Source organism: Desmonostoc muscorum LEGE 12446, from assembly GCF_015207005.2.
Taxonomy (GTDB): domain Bacteria; phylum Cyanobacteriota; class Cyanobacteriia; order Cyanobacteriales; family Nostocaceae; genus Nostoc; species Nostoc muscorum.
Genome location: NZ_JADEXS020000001.1, coordinates 5,186,483 through 5,201,366, shown reverse-complemented (window position 1 = coordinate 5,201,366; position 14,884 = coordinate 5,186,483). Strand labels below are relative to the sequence as shown.

8 protein-coding genes and 3 pseudogenes are annotated in these 14,884 nt (G+C 41.2%); 8 read left to right on the top strand and 3 right to left on the bottom strand.

Features of this window, described 5'->3' with window-relative positions:
- Positions 1 to 369: 369 nt before the first annotated feature.
- The 5 genes and pseudogenes from IQ276_RS22190 to IQ276_RS22170 all read left to right on the top strand — a co-directional run.
- Positions 370 to 1,752: a CmpA/NrtA family ABC transporter substrate-binding protein gene (locus IQ276_RS22190; RefSeq protein WP_193921208.1), complete on the top strand. Its 1,383-nt coding sequence runs from the start codon at positions 370 to 372 to the stop codon at positions 1,750 to 1,752.
- Between the two features lie 63 nt (positions 1,753 to 1,815).
- The gene (ntrB, locus tag IQ276_RS22185) at positions 1,816 to 2,655 is read left to right on the top strand and encodes a nitrate ABC transporter permease (RefSeq protein ID WP_193921206.1); all 840 of its coding nucleotides are present in this window, start codon (positions 1,816 to 1,818) and stop codon (positions 2,653 to 2,655) included.
- Positions 2,656 to 2,984: 329 nt separating this feature from the next.
- On the top strand, positions 2,985 to 4,718 hold the full coding sequence (locus IQ276_RS22180; protein WP_193921204.1) for a diflavin flavoprotein: 1,734 nt from the start codon (positions 2,985 to 2,987) through the stop codon (positions 4,716 to 4,718).
- Positions 4,719 to 4,819: 101 nt separating this feature from the next.
- The gene (locus tag IQ276_RS22175) at positions 4,820 to 5,332 is read left to right on the top strand and encodes a phosphate-starvation-inducible PsiE family protein (RefSeq protein WP_235115874.1); all 513 of its coding nucleotides are present in this window, start codon (positions 4,820 to 4,822) and stop codon (positions 5,330 to 5,332) included.
- Between the two features lie 105 nt (positions 5,333 to 5,437).
- Positions 5,438 to 5,611, top strand: a pseudogene (locus IQ276_RS22170) (flavin oxidoreductase); the annotation flags it as partial.
- A 207-nt stretch (positions 5,612 to 5,818) separates the two neighbouring features.
- Here the strand turns inward: IQ276_RS22170 and IQ276_RS22165 are convergent.
- Positions 5,819 to 6,843 (bottom strand): annotated as a pseudogene (locus tag IQ276_RS22165) (ISAzo13 family transposase).
- Positions 6,844 to 7,197: 354 nt separating this feature from the next.
- Here IQ276_RS22165 and IQ276_RS22160 point away from each other — a divergent pair.
- Positions 7,198 to 8,643 (top strand): annotated as a pseudogene (locus IQ276_RS22160) (diflavin flavoprotein); the annotation flags it as partial.
- A gap of 16 nt (positions 8,644 to 8,659) precedes the next feature.
- On the opposite strand, the gene IQ276_RS22155 reads toward IQ276_RS22160, so the two are convergent.
- Positions 8,660 to 9,970, bottom strand: a complete 1,311-nt coding sequence (locus IQ276_RS22155) for an IS701 family transposase (RefSeq protein ID WP_193917257.1) — start codon at positions 9,968 to 9,970, stop codon at positions 8,660 to 8,662.
- A gap of 310 nt (positions 9,971 to 10,280) precedes the next feature.
- Between IQ276_RS22155 and IQ276_RS22150 the strand changes: the two genes are divergently transcribed.
- The gene (locus IQ276_RS22150; RefSeq protein WP_235115873.1) at positions 10,281 to 12,287 is read left to right on the top strand and encodes an ABC transporter ATP-binding/substrate-binding protein; all 2,007 of its coding nucleotides are present in this window, start codon (positions 10,281 to 10,283) and stop codon (positions 12,285 to 12,287) included.
- A gap of 501 nt (positions 12,288 to 12,788) precedes the next feature.
- Positions 12,789 to 13,643, top strand: coding sequence for a nitrate ABC transporter ATP-binding protein (locus IQ276_RS22145; RefSeq protein ID WP_190876157.1), 855 nt, complete (start codon positions 12,789 to 12,791; stop codon positions 13,641 to 13,643).
- A 91-nt stretch (positions 13,644 to 13,734) separates the two neighbouring features.
- Here the strand turns inward: IQ276_RS22145 and IQ276_RS22140 are convergent, their stop codons facing one another.
- Positions 13,735 to 14,862 (bottom strand): acyltransferase family protein, encoded by a 1,128-nt coding sequence (locus IQ276_RS22140; protein ID WP_193925100.1) that lies wholly within the window; start codon positions 14,860 to 14,862, stop codon positions 13,735 to 13,737.
- Positions 14,863 to 14,884 lie beyond the last annotated feature (22 nt).

The window sequence follows — 14,884 nt, the reverse complement described above, 5'->3', positions numbered from 1 at the left end:
TTAATAGTATTCATAAATCAGACTTTATATATTAAGAATTACTACTATAGTTTAGGCAAATAGATAAATTTTTACTTATACATCCAATCTAATATTTATTTAATAAATGCCGACTCATAGTTAACAAATTCGGCATTAAAGGCTGTAAACTTATTTCAACCAGGTGAATAACACTTCTGCATCACACGAGAGCAGATTTAATCAATTGATTGAAATTTTGTTTTAGGCAGTAGCAATAGCCATTGATGAAATGGCTGACTTTGCCTTGCAAAATATAGCTTGATTACTCATTGAATTGCAAGAAATTAACGTTTTTCTTGCTTCAATTGTCGTGGCGATAAAAATAAAATTTACATTCGAGGAGATATTATGACAGAATTTTTTAATCGAATTTCTCGGCGCAAATTTATCTTCACAGCTGGAGCATCTGCGAGTGCTGTATTTCTCAAAGGTTGTTTGGGCAATCCACCTGAAAACCTAACTGGTGAAGCTACTCAAGCACAACCAACTGCTCAGTCAGTTGTTAATATTAGTCCTGAACAAACACCAGAAACTACTACAGTCAAATTAGGATATATTCCGATTGTAGAAGCGGCTCCTTTAATTATTGCTAAAGAAAAAGGCTTTTTCGCCAAATACGGCATGACCAAAGTTGACCTTTCTAAGCAAGCTTCTTGGGGTGCGGCTAGAGATAATGTAGAAATTGGTTCTGCGGGTGGTGGTATTGATGGCGGTCAATGGCAGATGCCAATGCCACATTTAATTACAGAAGGTTTAATTACCAAAGGCAATCAAAAAATTCCCATGTATGTATTATGCCAATTAATCACACATGGAAATGGAATTGCGATCGCCAGCAAGCACCAAGGCAAAGGTATCAGTTTACAACTGGCTAGCGCTAAATCCCTCTTCACCGAACTCAAATCCTCAACACCTTTCACCGCAGCATTCACCTTTCCCCACGTCAACCAAGATTTGTGGATTCGCTACTGGTTAGCAGCAGGCGGTTTAGACCCAGATACAGATGTCAAATTGCTCACAGTACCAGCAGCGCAAACTGTCGCCAACATGAAAACAGGAACAATGGATGCCTTTAGTACAGGTGACCCCTGGCCTTATCGCCTTGTTCAAGACAAAATTGGGTATGTAGCAGCATTGACAGCAGAAATTTGGAAGAATCATCCTGAAGAATATCTTGCCATGAGAGCTGACTGGGTTGATAAAAATCCCAAGGCAACCAAAGCAATTTTAAAAGGAATTATGGAGGCGCAGCAGTGGTTAGATAATTTTGACAACCGCAAAGAAGCGGCTGAAATTCTTGCTGGACGAAATTATTTTAATCTTTCGTCACCTGAGATTCTTGCAGATCCATACCAAGGCAAGTATGACATGGGTGATGGTCGCAAAATTGATGATAAATCAATGGCAGCTTACTACTGGAAAGATGAAAAAGGTAATGTTTCTTATCCCTACAAAAGTCATGATTTATGGTTCATTGTGGAAAACGTCCGCTGGGGATTTCTACCAAAAGATTACATTGCCAATAATGCCGCTAAAGCTAAGGAACTAATTAATAAAGTCAACCGCGAAGATATTTGGAAAGAAGCAGCCAAAGAAGCTGGTATTACTGTTGCTGATATTCCTACAAACACATCTCGTGGGGTAGAAGAATTTTTTGATGGCATCAAATTCGACCCTGAAAAGCCAGAAGAATATCTCAAGAGTTTGAAAATCAAGAAGGTCAATATTTAGTCATTGGTCATTGATAACTGACAAACAGCCAAGAACAAATAAAATTTGAGGAGAACATAGGTTATGACGCTCGCCCAAAAACGCCCTGCAAGCCCTAGATTTAATAATGGCTTTATATCTCGTCTTCAAAAGCAATTTCCTGACCTTATACCACCAGCGATCGCCATCACCATATTTCTAGTTCTTTGGCAACTTTTCGCTTGGACTCCCGGTGCAACATTACCAGGGCCGATACAGGTTATACAAGATACTTGGATACTCATTTTCTGGCCATTTTATGACCGAGGGGGCATCGATAAAGGTCTGTTTTGGCAGATTCTTGCTAGTCTCCAACGAGTCGCTATTAGTTATACACTTGCGGCAATTGTGGGTATTGGCTTGGGCATTTTAATTGGTGTTAATAAAACCATGTCCAAGGCTTTAGATCCTATCTTTCAATTGCTACGGACAGTACCACCTTTGGCTTGGGTACCAATTTCTTTAGCAGCTTTACGACAAAACGAACCGGCTGCATTATTCGTCATTTTCATTACTGCAATTTGGCCGATTTTAATTAACACTGCTGTCGGCGTCACCCAAATTCCCCAAGATTACAACAACGTTGCTAAAGTTCTGCAACTTAGCCGCAAAGAATATTTCACTAATATTTTGATTCCTGCGGCATTACCGTATATTTTTACCGGATTGAGAATTGCGATCGGTTTAGCTTGGTTAGCCATTATTGCTGCTGAAATCGTCATGTCCGGTATTGTCGGCATTGGCTTTTTTATCTGGGATGCTTATCAAAATAACAACGTCAGCGAAGTTATTTTGGCTCTAGTTTATATCGGTGTTGTTGGCTTAATTCTAGATAAAGCAATGGGTTGGCTGCAAAACAAGATTTTACCAGCAGAACAGAAGTAATGATATGGCAGAATTCAGAATTCAGGAGTCAGAATTCTGAATTCTGAATTTGCAAGTAAAACAGTCTTTATACGACGCTAGCAGACTTATAGGACTCATATTTGATTTTTGGGAAGCTAGGTACACCTTTATTCCTTCTTCCCAGTCCCCAGTCCCCAGATCAAACTAATGATAATCATTGATTTCTTCAATGATAAATCAATGGAAATGAACAATAAATCTTTTTGATAGTTAACTTTAGAAATTAGCATTTTACTAATCAAATATTTCGGGTAAATATAAGAAGTAAGCACACTTGCTCTAGATAATCTCTTGATTGGAGAAAACCAATGGTCGCACTCACACAGCCTACTCAAGTTATTCCTAATCCCGGACGTTTAACAATTGAAACTGTTGAAATTGCTCCGGAAACGACTGCTATCCGTTGCCTTGATTGGGATAGAGAACGTTTTGATGTCGAGTTTGGTTTACGGAATGGCACGACCTATAATTCTTTCTTAATTCAGGGAGAAAAAGTAGCCTTAGTTGATACTTCTCATAGCAAGTTTGAGCAGTTATATCTGGAGATAGTGGCAGGATTAATTGATCCAGCTAAAATTGACTACTTGATTATTAGTCACACCGAACCAGACCATAGTGGCTTAGTAAAAAATATTTTACAACTAGCTCCTTCCATTACCGTTGTTGGTGCGAAGATAGCTATTCAATTTTTGGAAAATATGATTCACCAGCCTTTTAAATCCAAGCTGGTAAAAAGTGGCGAGTTATTAGATTTAGGCAACGGACATCAACTAGAATTTATCTCCGCTCCTAACTTACACTGGCCTGATACAATCTTGACTTATGACCACAAAACCTGCACTCTTTACACCTGTGATGTGTTTGGAATGCATTACTGTGATGACCATACTTATGATGAAAATTTCGAGATCATCGAAGAAGATTTTCAATATTACTATGATTGTCTGATGGCTCCCAATGCTCGGTCTGTATTGGCAGCTTTAAAACGAATTGAAAAGTTAGAAATAAAAACAGTTGCCACAGGACACGGGCCTTTATTAAAAGAATATATTCCAGAATGGCTGGGACGCTATCAAAATTGGAGTTTAGAACAAGCCAAAACAGAGACATTGGTGGCTTTGTTTTACGTGGAAGATTATGGATATAGTGAAAATTTAGTAAGAGCGATCGCACATGGAATTGCAAAGACAGGTGTGGCGGTAGAATTAGTAGCTTTGAATAATGCCGAACCTCAAGAAGTGCGAGAATTAGTTGACCAAGCTGCTGGTTTAGTTATTGGAATGCCTCCGCAATCATCAGATGTGGCTCAGGCAGCTTTTAATATTATTTTAGCCGCTGCTCATAATAAACAAGCAATTGGTTTATTAGAGTCGGGAGGTGGAGAAGATGAGCCTGTTTTTCCCTTACGCAATAAGTTTCAAGAATTAGGATTAATTGAAGCCTTTACCCCAATTTTAGTTAAAGAAATTCCCACCAAAGCAACAGAACAACTTTGTGATGAAGCGGGGACAGATATGGGTCAATGGTTGAACCGCGATCGCACCATCAAACAAATCAAATCAATTAATAGCGAATTAGAGAAATCCTTAGGGCGGATTAGCACAGGATTATATATTCTCACCGCCAAAAAAGGGGAAGTTCAAAGTGCAATGCTGGCTTCTTGGGTAACACAAGCAAGTTTGAATCCCTTAGGCGTAGCGATCGCCGTAGCCAAAGACCGCGCCATAGAATCATTGATGCACGTTGGCGATCGCTTTGTCTTAAATATTTTAGAAGAAGGCAGATATCAAGGATTAATGAAACATTTCCTCAAGCGTTTTGCTCCCGGCGCAGATCGCTTTGCTGGAATCAAAACATACCCTGCTGCTACCAACGAATCCCCCATTTTAGCTGAAGCCCTGGCTTATCTCGAATGTGAAATCACCAGCCGCATGGATTGTGGAGATCATTGGGTGATTTATAGCACTGTCCAAACCGGCCGAGTTGCCAAAGTCAACGGACTCACCGCCGTCCATCACCGCAAAATTGGCAATCATTACTAAATGGGGCATGGGGCATGGCGCATTGGTAATTACCCATCTCCCTCATCCCCCACTCCCTACTCCCCACTCCCCACTCCCCATTTCCTCACACACAAAAAGCCATGTATAAGACTGCTCAAGATACCCCAATTCCCACCTATGAAATCCATCGCAAACGCATCGTCCAAACCTTGGAATTGATTCAAGATTTGATTGTGATTTCTCTGTGTCTCGGTTTATTTTGCTTCATGGTAATTCAGGTGAGAGATATGTTTTTCTCCCTGCTTCCCCCACTGGATTTTCATATTGTTACTGCCGATATTCTCTTTTTGCTCATCTTAGTTGAGTTGTTTCGACTGCTGATTATTTACTTGCAAGAACAACGAATATCTATTGGTGTAGCTGTAGAAGTCTCCATTGTTTCCGCCTTGCGAGAAGTCATTGTTAAAGGAGTTTTAGAAACTAATTGGAGTCAAATTTTAGCCACTTGTGCCTTTTTATTAGTTTTAGGAATAATACTCGTTGTTCGAGTTTGGCTACCCCCCACCTTTGAAGGCATTGATCCTGAACAAGCAATGTCTAAACGCTATAAAAATCGAGTCAAATCGGAATTAGTCGAAAGTAATGGGAGTTAGCAGTAGAGACGCGATTAATCGCGTCTGTACAAGAAGACGCGATTAATCGCTACAAGAATTTTATCTCCTTCATGCCCCATGCCCAATTCCCAGAGAGAGGTTACTATGTCTGCTAATACTGTAACTGCCAGCCGTCCGAGAGATGTGCAGGTTGCTGAAATTGGTAAAGATACACTGGTTTTGCGATCGCGGACTTGGGAACGACTAAAATTTGAAGTTGAGTATTCCCGCCAACGGGGAACTACGGCAAATTCTTATCTCATTCAAGGGACTTCCAAAGAATAAATTATTCCAAGAAAAACAAGAAATATGTTTTCTCAAGAATGATAATCATTTTAAGGGGGGGGGGAGAAAAGGGGTTGCCCTCGGCAACCCCTTTTCTCCCGATCATCTATGCATGAAGAATCTATACACTTGTCATCTATTTTAAAGTTAAACAGTGTAGGATTAGTATGTTTTGTAGCTAAATAAATGCTGTTATTAAAATCAAATAACTTTTGTTTTACTACAACAAATATCAATAAACCAATTACCTAAATTTGGGAAAACTTCATGAGTAGAATCGGTTAGCCGCTCAATCTGTTTTTCAATTTGAGCCATAGCTTTTTTTGTAAGCTTGACCCCATTCTCATAAGTTTCGTGTACTAACTTAACGACTGGATGTTTCCCGTTCCATGTCATAGTGCTGGCAAAATTTAGAGCCGTTTCTAGTTCATCTAAAATGCTACCATTCCAGTGATTTTCTAGTACTGCCCACGTCCTTTCTATCGGATTATATTTACTATGATAGGGCGGATAGTAAGCTAAACGTATATTTACTTGATGTTTTTGCACAAACTCTACTATACGTTTCATAAATTGAGTACGCCGTGAGCTATTCTGTGGCCCGTTATCTTGATTGAGAAGTAGGGTTTGAATATCAGAAAAACGATGCTTTTCTTCTAACCAAAAATCTTCTAGAATATCAACAATAAAATCGCTTGTAGCTTTCGATTCCGTAAAGTATAAAAATAGCTCATCAAGCTCTGGAAGAAAGATACCATAAGGAGTTACAGTTGTCTTCGGATTATAATCATGGTCGTCAGCCTTCGCTCCATCCCTGCTTTTACCCCCTCGGTCAAATGAGCCGATCTTAACACGGGCTTTTCCGTCCATGCTTAGACGTAAAACACTCTTATCTTCTGAAGCATCTTTATTTACAATGTCTAATTGCTCAAAGATTGCATCAGTTTGTGGAATTTTTTTTGAGGTTGAACTTTCTTTACCCTTCTGAGCTTGTAACCTAAATTATTTAATTTGACTCGAATTGTTTCTGATGTATGTAACTTTTCATCGCTGTAACCATACTTTTCGATTAATTGCTTTCTGACTTCGGCTGCACTGAGTCTAGTATATAGTCTTTGACTTTTAAAACTCGGATCTGTTTGACTATAAAAGTCAACTAAATTTTTTATATCTTCTAAAAGATTTGGTAGGTGTTCTTCTGCTTTATAACGTCCTTTGCCACTCATGTTATCAACACAAGTAATACCGCTTTTTAATTCTCTTGTCCCTTTCCGAATTGTGTCTCTATTCCATCCTAGTTCTGATTGTGCAAGCCTTTGCCCTCCTAAACCTAAGCCCTGAACTGTCTGTGCCATAAATTTACGCTTTTCAGCACCTTTTAATTGAGATGCAGTTTCAATCAACAACTTTTTAAGAGAATCAGTTAATACTATAGTCACCAGTTGCCACACTCAAAAACTCAATCATTATTCAAATTACTACAAAAGGGGGATGAAGGGGCTGCCGTCGGCAGCCCCTTCATCCCCCTTAAAAATGATTATCATTATTGCTAATGGAATAGTTTATTTTCTGGAAGTCCCCAAGCTGATAAAAAGGCTTTAATCGATCCTCCTGGTGAATCTTTTACCGAAATTTATCTCCAACAACTGGCACAATATCTAGATTTCACTACCCTAGATTACATTGTTCTCGGTCATGTCAACCCGAACCGTAGAGCCACTCTACAAGTATTACTTTCCCAAGCTATTCAAGCTACTTTAATTTGTTCTCGCCCTGCTGCTAATGCTCTGAAAACTAGTTTTCCGGAATGGGAATCACGCATTCAAGCTGTGCGTTCAGAGGATACTCTGGATTTAGGACAAGGACATCATCTCACATTTGTTAGCGTACCGACTCCTCGATGGGCAGATGGATTGTGTACCTATGATTCTGCTACTAAAATTCTTTATACAGACAAATTTTTTGGCGCTCATATTTGCGAAGATACCCTCTTCGATGAAGACTGGAAAAGTTTAGATGCAGAACGTCATTACTATTTTGACTGTCTCCACGCACCCCAAGCCAAACAAGTTGAAGTTGCCTTAGAAAAACTTTCGGTTTTCCCAGCAAAATGTTACGCTCCTGCTCATGGGCCTGTTGTTCGTTACAGCCTCAGCCGATTTACTTTTGATTATCGTCAATGGTGTCAAGGACAAAAATTACAAGAATTGAGTGTTGCTTTACTTTATGCCTCTGCTTACGGGAATACGGCAATTTTGGCTAATGCGATCGCTCAAGGTTTAATTCAAAATGGAGTTAATGTAGAGTCCATCAACTGTGAACTAGCAGAACCAGCAGAAATTACCCGCATTGTCGAAGCTTGCGACGGATTTATTATTGGCTCACCCACCTTAGGCGGCCATGCACCAACCCAAATTCAAACTGCTTTAGGAATAGTTCTAGCCACAGCAGCTAAAACAAAATTAGCAGGAGTATTTGGTTCATTTGGTTGGAGTGGAGAAGCAATTGACTTACTTGAAAGTAAGCTCAAAGATGCCAATTATCGTCTAGGATTTGAAACAATTCGAGTCTGCTTTACGCCTACACCTGAAATTCTGCAACAGTGTCAAGAAGCAGGCGCTTCCTTTGCCCAAAACTTGAAGAAAACTAAAAAATTGCGGACTGCGCGTCAAGTTGTCACCGAAACCCAAGTAGATCGCACTGAACAAGCCGTGGGGCGAATTATTGGTTCTTTGTGTGTTTTAACAACTCGTGATGAAGAAAGCCATAAAGGCGTTTTAACCTCTTGGGTATCTCAAGCAACTTTTAATCCGCCGGGGATTATGATTGCCATTGCTGATGAACAAAACGCAGATTTAATGTGTCATCCAGGCGATAAATTTGTGTTGAATATTCTCAAAGAAGGTAGAAATGTCCGCCGCTATTTTTCCCGAAATAGCGTTTTAGGAAATAATCCCTTTGTCAATCTTTCTACACAAACTGCTGTGAATGGTTGCCTGATTCTGAATGAAGCATTGTCCTATTTAGCCCTCTTTTGTCACTCTAGGCAGAGGAAAAATATAAATTAGGGTTACTGAAATTCTGAAAAATTGAATAAGTAAGACTATTGACAATCCTTTGAAGCGTACAAAAGCCATCAGATAACTGAGGAATTTTAAAGACTATTAGCCAAGGTTTAATTAAATTAAACAGTACGAAAGGTTGAATTATTAAACGGAGGTTATTAAGAATATTATTCCAACCATTCCCCTTATCCCACCAGGGATGCGATGAGAAATTGGATTCAGATTGTGGGGGAAATTTAAGTAATTGTTCGGAATGAAGACTAACCAAAAGATAAGCACTAAAAACAATTTCCCACCACTTCTCTATTTGTGAATAATGAGTTAGGCGAAAATCTGCCCACCCTAATTCATTTTTACTTTGTTTTAACCCATATTCTACCCAAGTTCTTAAACCATAAAAATTGCCCACGTCTCTTGGAGTAATGTCTGGATATTTACTCATGACATACCAAGTCGTGTTTTTGGGAAGAACTTCAATATCCGTTGTTATTTGCCAATACCTGACTTCGGATTTTTTGCCACATATTATCTCTCTAATATATCTATTTTCTGAACTTAAATCTGAAAAAACACGCCGGAATCTTTGCCAGTTTGAATATTTGATTTTCGAGCCTGTAATTCCCCATGCTCTATGGTTTGAGCGAATCGCTACAATAAAATTAAGCTCTAATTCATTTAATACGCTTAAAAAATTTTTACCACTTTCACCATATAAGCTATCCGCCAGGACAAGATTGAATCTAAACCCCATTGACCGCAATTTTCTAATCATTGCTCCGGCGATTTCAGGTTTAGTTAAATATTTTTCTCCTGGTTGTAGTCTTTCCCTTGGTTTATATACTTCAAATATTAGAGGAAACGTCATTCCAGATAAAACTGCATATGCCGTGACTGCCACAATACCATTATCTGTTTTACCTAAATTTCCAATGTACTGTCGTTTCACATAATCAGTCTTATTTCCTTTTTTCTTATCACCTGTCTCATCAATGATTAGTATGATTGGGCGACCTTGGAGTATATATAATATTAATTCTAACCTTTGCCTCCTTAATTCTTTGACATCCCACGGTGATTCTGCTAAAAAATGATGTAATTTTTGATGATTATCTAACCCGACAATTTTCGCTATTTCCGGTAGAGTTTTACGTTTTATATCAGAAACACATCCCATATGTAGGTACTTAAAAGCTTCAAAGCTTCTCACTTCTGGAAATAGTTTTTGATATAACTGGCAGTATTCGTCCACAAATTTTACTGTAGGTGCAGCTGGGCGAGGCTCAACCATACTCTATGTCTTAGTTTTTTGCGATCGCACTTAATTATACTTTGGCGAGAGTGACAAAAGAGGGTTAGAATGTACTGTACAAAATCAAATGAAATGTGGTGACAGATGGTTAATTTATGCCGTAATCGATAAAGGTGAAGTCTTAGAAAACGATGGCTTAACCGCCCTCGAATACCGTAAATCCGGCAGCTATTATTAATTCGTAATTCGTAATTCGTAATTCGTAATTATTGAAAAGCTGCTTTTTGTCTGGTATTTCTTTTTTATCTGTTCTAAATCTTCTGAGCAAATTACAAATTTTGAAACTGCCATGTCTACATTTGTTGCTGTCGATCAAATTGACAAAGTTTTTGAATTAACCGGTGGTGGTAAATATATTGCCCTCAAAGGAATTGATCTGCAAATTAAAAAAGGAGAATTTGTTTCTTTAATTGGTCACTCCGGCTGCGGCAAATCCACCTTATTAAATATGATTGCAGGTTTGGATTTGCCCAGTGAAGGTATTGTCACCTTAGAAGGACAAAGAATCAGCAAACCAGGCCCGGATAGGATGGTGGTTTTTCAAAATTATTCCCTATTACCTTGGCGGACAGTCAGAGAAAATATTGCCTTGGCGGTAGATTCAGTAATGAAGGGTTTACCCGCAGCTGAACGCAACGCGATTATCGAAAAACATATCGATATGGTGGGTTTGCGTCCCCACGCTGACAAACAGCCGGGAATGTTATCTGGGGGACAAAAACAGCGTGTGGCGATCGCCCGCGCTTTAGCGATTCGCCCCAAGTTATTACTGCTAGACGAACCCTTTGGCGCTTTGGATGCACTGACTCGCGGTAATTTGCAAGAACAACTCATGCAAATTTGCGAAGAAAATGAAGTCACTGCCGTCATGGTCACCCATGATGTAGATGAAGCGGTGCTGTTATCTGACAGAATTGTGATGCTGACCAACGGCCCCGAATCTAAAATTGGGGACATTCTCGAAGTAGATATCCCCAGACCCCGCAAGCGCATGGAAGTTGTAGAACATCCCAGCTACTACAGCTTGCGGAGTGAGATGATTTACTTCCTCAATCAGCAAAAACGGATTAAGAAACTTCGCGCCAGAAAAACAGCCGACATTGCCCGTCATGGGTTAGAAAAAGTTAACTTAGAAATTGGCTTTTTACCTCTCACCGCTTGCGCCCCCTTAGCAGTTGCTAAAGAAAAAGGCTTCTTTGTCAAGCATGGTTTAGATGAAGTTCACCTAGTGCGGGAAAGTAGTTGGCGGGGTATAGTTGATGGCATGACTGGCGGTTATTTGGATGCGGCTCAAATGCCTTCAGGGATGCCCATGTGGCTAACATTGGGAGGACACAACAACCAACCTTTGCCTGTTGTCACCGCCCTCACCATGACCCGCAACGGTAACGCCATCACCTTAGCAAAACGCTTTTATGACCAAGGCGTGCAAAGCTTATCAGACTTCAAAAGATACCTCCTTGGCACCCGCGATCAAAGACACACAATGGGAGTAGTGCATCCCGCATCTATGCACAACTTACTCCTACGTTACTGGCTGGCTGCTGGTGGCATAGACCCCGACACCGACGTGGACATGAAGACCATTCCCCCAGCCCAAATGGTAGCCGACTTGCAAGCCGGAAGCATTGATGGTTACTGCGTTGGCGAACCTTGGAACTACCGCGCCGCCGTGGAAGGTGTTGGCTTTACCATCGCCACCGACTTGGAAGTTTGGCTAGGACACCCCGGTAAAGTTCTGGGAGTGCGGGAAGAGTGGGCAGAAACTTACCCAAATAGCCACATCGCCTTGACCAAAGCCTTGCTAGAAGCTTGTCAATACTGTGCAAACCCCGACAATGCCCAAGAAATTCGGCAAATTTTAGCAGGGCGAGAGTATGTCAGCACTGATTTAGAATACATTCAACTTGAAGATCCAGATAGTCTGACTTGTGACTTGAACCATCCCCTGCGAGACTATGCCCATCACCAGTTTTATTCCGAGTCTGCCATTAATCGCCCCAGTCGCACCGAACAAATTTGGATTATGAGTCAATTAGCGCGTTGGGGTGACACTCCCTTTCCCAGGAATTGGGTGGAAGTTGTGGAACGCGTGTGTCGAGTGCGTGTTTTCAGTACCGCAGCACGGGAATTAGGCTTAGATATTAGCTATATTCGCCAACCCATCAAACTCTTTGATGGTACTCCCTTTAACGCCGACGATCCAATTGCCTATCTCAACAGTTTGAAAATTAAACGTGATTTTTCAGTCGCCGAAGTTGTTCTTGATGCACCGAGAAGAAAACTCGCCTCATAAAAGAATCGTGAGAGAAAGAGGAAGTGGAAGAAATAGGACATCACCTATGAATCTTTTGACTCGAACGTTGAGCCTCTGAACTCGGAAGTTGCACCTTTTGACTCGAAGGTTGAGCCTCTGAACTTGGAAGTTGCACCTTTTTACTCGAAGGTTGAGCCTCTGAACTCGGAAGTTGCACCTTTTGACTCGAACGTTGAGCTTTTGAACTCGGAAGTTGCACCTTTTTGCTTGAACGTTGAGCCTCTGAACTTGGAAGTTGCACCTTTTTGCTTGAACGTTGAGCCTTTGAACTCGGAAGTTGCACCTTTTTGCTTGAACGTTGAGCCTTTGAACTCGGAAGTTGCACCTTTTTGCTTGAACGTTGAGCCTCTGAACTCGGAAGTTGCACCTTTTTGCTTGAACGTTGAGCCTTTAAACTCCATTAACGAGCTTTTAAACTTTAACAGTTCGCCGCCAGGAGTCCCCAGTCCCCAATACCCAATACCCAATCCCCAAATCACCATGCAAAACCGTAACTCAACAATTACCGACATCAGAAACCCACTAGAAAATACAGCCCGCACCCGCCAGCCCTTCCTACAAATCAAAGACGTTACCAAAGTCTATCCCACAAAAAAAGGCCCTTTCACCGTACTCGATGGCGTTAACCTCAACGTCGAACAAGGCGAATTTATTTGTGTCATCGGTCACTCTGGCTGTGGTAAATCTACGCTGTTAAATATGGTATCCGGTTTTAACTTTCCCACCTCTGGGCAAGTATTACTAGAAGGACAGCCCATTACCAAACCAGGCCCAGACAGAATGGTTGTCTTCCAAAACTATGCCTTGTTACCGTGGCGGACTGCTTTTGAAAATATTTACTTAGCTGTGAACGCCGTTTATCCCAATAAACCACAAGCTGAAAAAAGAGCGATCGTCCGCGATCATTTAGCAATGGTGGGACTGGCTGACGCAATGGAAAAGAAACCAATGCAAATGTCCGGTGGTATGAGACAAAGAGTTTCCATCGCCCGCGCTTTGGCGATTCGCCCCAAAGTCTTAATTTTAGACGAACCTTTTGGGGCGTTGGATGCCATCACCAAAGAAGAGTTACAAGAAGAGCTCCTGAAAATTTGGAATGAAAACCGCTGCACAGTGTTGATGATTACCCACGACATCGATGAGGCGCTATTTTTAGCAGATAAATTGGTGATGATGACCAACGGCCCACATGCAAAGATTGGCGAAGTCATGGAAATACCTTTTTCTCGTCCCCGCGATCGCGCCCGCATCATGGAAGATCCACAATATTATCAACTGCGTAACTATGCCCTGGACTTCCTGTTTAACCGTTTCGCCCACGATGACGTAGGTTAACTTGAATTCCACAGACGCCTCCCTTCCCTTCAAGGCGAATGATTGCAACATATCCTTGGGTGGAGACGCGATGAATCGCGTCTCTACAAATTTACACTTTCAAAAACCAGCGTTGGCGATACATCACAACACCAACAACCCACCACAACAACACTGTAACTATGCCAAAAAACAGGGAACCATTCAGCACCCCTGCCCAAGATGCAAAAAAATTCTGGTAAATCCAATTGTAGGTACTAGGAGCGTTTTCTCCTGTACCAATAGTGGTTTTGACTAAGATTTTAATCAATAAAACAGATGCAACGAAAAGAGCGATCGCATTTAAGCCCATAATTTCAAAAGGTTTACCCCAGCGACGTATCAGCCGTACTTCGATGAGTTCATAACAAGCTGCTAGCAACAACAATGCCCAACCTGTTGTAAAAACCACATAAGAACTTGTCCACAATTTTTTATTAATGGGGAATGTCCACCCCCACGCCCAACCAATAATTAAACAACCGACTCCAAATAATCCTAACCCGATACTTGTGCGCGACTGTACAGGCTGGCTGCGTATCCATTGCCCAGTGAAGTAGCCAGCGAGGACATTAACTATTGCAGGAATGCTACTGAAAAGTCCCTCTGGATCTCCCATAAACTTGAAACCATCACCTTTATATAAATGTGCTTTCGGAATAATCAGCCGATCAACATAAGCACCGAAATTACCTTCCCGCGTCAGAACTCCCGCCCCATAATCGGGTACTGGTAGATACATCATCGTTAGCCAGTAGCCGACGAGTAGCACTGCTGCTAGTATCCATTGCCCTTTGCGCGGCAAGTTGAGAACTATTAAAGAAGCCAGCAGATAGGTAATGCTGATGCGTTGCAACACCCCCATCAACCGGATGCTACCTAAATCAAAAGTCCAAACACCTTGATTCCAAAAGCCATTTAGTACTAATCCCAAAACAAAGAGAATGGCGGCGCGGCGCAATATCCGCCAGTAAACAGCTGAGTTTGGCTTATTATCTTCGGTGTACTTCGACAGAGAAAAAGTCATCGCTACACCGATAATGAAGAGAAAAAAAGGAAATACCAAGTCAGTTGGTGTACAGCCGTGCCAATTAGCGTGGGCGAAGGGAGGATACACATCGTCTGCAACTCCCATCATATTGACGAGAATCATCGCAGCGATGGTAATACCGCGAAAAACATCCAGTGAAGTCAGGCGCATAAGCGGAATTTTTTCTTTGATG

What these genes read in the sequence shown, in the direction of transcription:
- IQ276_RS22140 (WP_193925100.1), bottom strand. Translation starts at nt 14,862, where the DNA reads ATGCGCCTGACTTCACTGGATGTTTTTCGCGGTATTACCATCGCTGCG.
- IQ276_RS22145 (WP_190876157.1), top strand. Translation starts at nt 12,789, where the DNA reads ATGCAAAACCGTAACTCAACAATTACCGACATCAGAAACCCACTAGAA.
- IQ276_RS22175 (WP_235115874.1), top strand. Translation starts at nt 4,820, where the DNA reads ATGTATAAGACTGCTCAAGATACCCCAATTCCCACCTATGAAATCCAT.
- IQ276_RS22180 (WP_193921204.1), top strand. Translation starts at nt 2,985, where the DNA reads ATGGTCGCACTCACACAGCCTACTCAAGTTATTCCTAATCCCGGACGT.
- IQ276_RS22190 (WP_193921208.1), top strand. Translation starts at nt 370, where the DNA reads ATGACAGAATTTTTTAATCGAATTTCTCGGCGCAAATTTATCTTCACA.
- IQ276_RS22150 (WP_235115873.1), top strand. Translation starts at nt 10,281, where the DNA reads ATGTCTACATTTGTTGCTGTCGATCAAATTGACAAAGTTTTTGAATTA.
- IQ276_RS22155 (WP_193917257.1), bottom strand. Translation starts at nt 9,970, where the DNA reads ATGGTTGAGCCTCGCCCAGCTGCACCTACAGTAAAATTTGTGGACGAA.
- ntrB (WP_193921206.1), top strand. Translation starts at nt 1,816, where the DNA reads ATGACGCTCGCCCAAAAACGCCCTGCAAGCCCTAGATTTAATAATGGC.